At 55.0% G+C, this 3,834-nt stretch carries 3 protein-coding genes and 1 pseudogene; 1 reads left to right on the plus strand and 3 read right to left on the minus strand.

Translation table 11 applies throughout. From position 1 onward, the window contains the following. Positions 1 to 205: pseudogene (locus WLY71_RS29950) on the plus strand (UDP-glucose 4-epimerase GalE); the annotation flags it as partial. Positions 206 to 249: 44 nt separating this feature from the next. Here the strand turns inward: WLY71_RS29950 and WLY71_RS29955 are convergent. The 3 genes from WLY71_RS29955 to WLY71_RS29965 all read right to left on the minus strand — a co-directional run bounded on the left by WLY71_RS29955 (position 250) and on the right by WLY71_RS29965 (position 3,688). Further along, positions 250 to 981, minus strand: a complete 732-nt coding sequence (locus WLY71_RS29955; protein WP_347806453.1) for a CpsD/CapB family tyrosine-protein kinase — start codon at positions 979 to 981, stop codon at positions 250 to 252. 68 nt (positions 982 to 1,049) lie between these two features. Continuing rightward, the gene (locus WLY71_RS29960) at positions 1,050 to 2,612 is read right to left on the minus strand and encodes a GumC family protein (protein WP_347806452.1); all 1,563 of its coding nucleotides are present in this window, start codon (positions 2,610 to 2,612) and stop codon (positions 1,050 to 1,052) included. Positions 2,613 to 2,632: 20 nt separating this feature from the next. Continuing rightward, entirely contained in the window at positions 2,633 to 3,688 is a 1,056-nt protein-coding gene (locus WLY71_RS29965; RefSeq protein ID WP_425589977.1) for a hypothetical protein, read from the minus strand. Positions 3,689 to 3,834: the final 146 nt, after the last annotated feature.

Below are 3,834 nucleotides of genomic sequence, written 5' to 3' on the forward strand. Positions count from 1 at the left end.
ACAGCAAGTGATAGATACCGCGCGCTACGTGACCGGCCAGGATATCTCTGTCAGCGAAGCGCCACGTCGCGCGGGCGATCCACCACGCCTTGTGGCCGATCCCCGCAGGGCCAACACATTACTTGGCTGGCAAGCGCAATTTGGCTCACTTGAACAGATAGTGGCGCACGCCTGGAGCTGGGAGCAGAAGTACCCTTGGCACTGAGCGTCGGCGCTAGCCAATAGCGCCGACCTCCTGCTGGTGATGCTCTAATAGTAAGAGCGGTTTTCGGGCTCGGCTTTGTTCAACACCGTGCCAATCAGATTGGCGGTCCCAAGATGATGCAGGCTTTCCTCGATCTCTTTCTTGCTGTTCAATCCATTAGCGACAACGAGCAAGACGCAGTCGAACCTGGGCAGGACGTTAATCACATCATCCGAACTCAACAACGGCGGCAAGTCGAAAATCACGATGCGTGAGTTGTAGCGCTCGCGCAGATCAGCAATCAAATGGCTCACTGCAGGCGATGACAACACCTCGGTGGAAAGAGGAATCGGCTCACGCGTCGGCAGGACCACAAAGCGCGGCAAGGTCGGATTGACCAGTACTTCTTGCAGTTCAGCTTCATCTGCCAACAATTCATTAAGCGATTTATCCATCGGCAGACCCAGATACTCACCCACCTTCGGACGACGCAAGTCGAAGTCCACCAGTAACGCCGTCTTGGTCGTGTGATGCGCGATACTCATTGCCAGGTTTATAGCCAACACCGTCTTGCCTGCCCCCGGAGTCGGCGAGGTGATGGCGAGCGTGCGCCAGCCATTTTCTTCCATGATTTTTAGAACTTGTGTACGCAGTAGATCGAATGCCCCACCCATATTCGAATTTTTGTTGTAAGCCACAATGCGGTTGCGCTCAAGGTGATCTGGTCGCAAAGGTACAACCTTGGTTTGCACATAACTGAGTGCATTCAGACCTGTGGACTGCGTGATCGGTGTCATGGCTTTTGACGAGGTCTGTTGCTCGGCTTTTTCGGTATCGGGATTGATTATTTCCATGGCTATATTCCTTATGCAAACCGGCCCAGAGCTTTAAACATCAGAAGATCCAGAGGCATGTAGAGGAAGTGCAGGAGCACCAGAAAAATCGCGATTATCACGACTCCACAGACGATCAATTGCGCTCGCCACTTCCTGCGGCGTGCCAGTTCAGCCTTGGTATGAATGTAGGGAATGGAAACCAATACGCGTCTACCCAGCACGCTGGCCAAGGCCTGGGCACCGCGCACACGCTGACTCATCATCTCGAGGAGCATCACCAGCGCGCCAGCACCCACCGGGGCAAGCAAGAAACCCATGGCAACCACTTTTTTACGGTTCGGCCGTACCGGCTTTTCGGGCATCAGCGGTGACTCCAGAAGAACAAAACGCTCGGCTTTGTTTTCCTGCTCCAGGCTTTCGGAAATTTTCGCACCCATTTCCTTCGTGCGAATCTCCTCATATTTTTTACGAGCGTTATCATGGTCACGCATCACCGTGACCAAGCCGCGCTCGACTTGCGGCGTCTCAAGAATTTGCGCCTCGTATTCGGCTATTTTTCCGAGTATTTGCTGCTTTTGATCGGCCAGCGACTTGATACGTGCTTCTGCTGCGGAGATCCGCGTCTGGGCCTTGGCAACGTCCAGATTGACCGAAGCCGCTGCACCATCAGCACCTTTGCCAGCCTTAAGTGCAGCAATTTTGCGTTTGACGGCACGCACGTCGGGGTGGGCTTGCGTATACAGCGACTGCAACCTGGTGTACTCCGCTTTGAGGCTAGCCAGATCCTGTGGTTTATCAACTGCCGCACCGGGTGCTCCAGGCTTGGTCGCTAGCCCGGCATTCGCGGCGGAAAGCTCCAACTCATTGAAGCGCAACTCCTCACGGGCAGTTTTGTAGTCACGGTCGACCTCTTTAAGCTCGGTTTCGGCGCGCGTCAACATATTCATGCGCAGCTCTTGATGCTCGGGCAGCGCGTTGCTGTGTGCCTGCTTGAAGTCCGCCAACCGGTTCTCCAGGGCTTCCAGCTCCACCCTGAGCTTGTCCGCCTCCTGCGTCAGGAACTCTGTCGTTTCACTGGCGCGTTGGGTGCGCTGCTTGATGTTTTCATCCAGAAACAGCGTCACCAGCTCCTTGGCAACTTTGTTCGCAATCTCTGGCTGCCTGTGCTCAAAGGAAAGACGGAAAGCAATCGTCACCTCTCCGCGCCCCTTGACGACAGCACTGACCAGGGAGACCGCAATCGCATTGCGCATTTCTTCGATCTTCTCGGTAACGCTCAGTTGTCGACTTTGCGAAGCAAAAAGATTGTATTTGTCGATAATCCCTTCCAGATGCTCACGGGTCATCACGCGCTGGCGAATGACTTCGATGCGCTCATCGGCAAAGGTATTGTTGTTGGCCGCCACCAGGTCTGGCGAAATCTGTTGAGACTCCACCAGAATCGTGCCGGATGACTCATAGGTCGGCGGGAGAGAGATCGCTACCGCTATGCACACGCCGAGTATGACCACGAAACTCACGATCAACAGCAGGGCGTGGTGCTTGATGATAGCTAGGTAGTCGTTGAACGACATTTCGTATTCAGAGGCCATATTTCTCACACAGCTGAATGTCAGAGACCGGGATAACTATAAGTCAACGTCAGCCCGACGACGTTTGCAGTGGCATCCGGCAAGCCATCTTGCTGGCGTTGTTTGTATGTGTAGGATAGGCGTGCAATCCAAAAAGGCGAGAGTTCTTGGCTAAACCAGGCACTGTAATTTTGCAGGGTATTCGGCGTCCGGCCTTTGGCGTCTTGCCAGGAGACATCGAAACCGGTGCGCCGGGTCTCATCGACGGCATAGCTCCATGTACCCCTCAGGGCATCAACCTCGACGAAACCACCGTCCCCGCTGGCGAGAGTGCTACGACTCGCGTCGATGCTGGTATCAATACGCTCACCGGCATATTGCAACATTAAACCGCCCTGGCCTTTGGGGCCGCTACCTGTGCCGGAGACTTGGTTGAGACCCGCGTAGGCCGTCCCCTTAAGCCGCTCGGAGAATTGGACATTCAAGCCGACCGTGGGGGTGTAGCTGTTTGAGGAAGCCACCGCAGACCCCTCCGCCGGCTCATAGCGCCTCACGCCAAGACGGGTGAACAGCTCGACCTGCTCACTCCATGCATAGTTCCAGCTGAAGCGGGTCGCCAGCTCGTCATAGTCGGTCAGTGAATCAACATCGTAAGTGACATGAGTGTAGTCAGTCTCGTTAACCAGGGTACTTCGCTCGCTGAGAGCAGTGCTCCAGTTGCCGCCCACCAAATACATCTTTTGCGTGCCATCAGAGGCAACTACGCCGGTTTCCTGAACCACTGTGGAAAGCGTAGAGTTTTCTTCATATCTCGCCGTGAGTCCAAAAGCACCCGTTTCGGTCTCGCGCTGCCACCCCAACCTTAATCTGGGATCTTCACGGTCCGAAACGATGGACGTATCCGACGAACGCACGATATTTAACCCGAGACCGAACTGGAACTCATCCCGTCCGGAAGTACCCACGAGGCTGTAATCGGGGGTGATGATGGTACGGGTCACCCCCTTCTCATCACTCGTGAGCAGCAGGGGATTGCTGTCGTACTCGACCGTCGAAGGCACTGCTATTGCTGATTGCCAGGTTGCAGCATAGGTCATGTCCGACCACGACAAAGCCAGGATCGCCGTCGCAACCCCGGTCGTTCGAAATCTAAGCAAGATAATCCCTAGTGCCTCGCGCAAGGCTAAGGCACGACCAGCGTATCGCCGGCTTTAAGTAGAAAATTGGTGGACATGTCATCCCC

Source organism: Pseudomonas rossensis (assembly GCF_039888995.1).
GTDB lineage: Bacteria > Pseudomonadota > Gammaproteobacteria > Pseudomonadales > Pseudomonadaceae > Aquipseudomonas > Aquipseudomonas rossensis.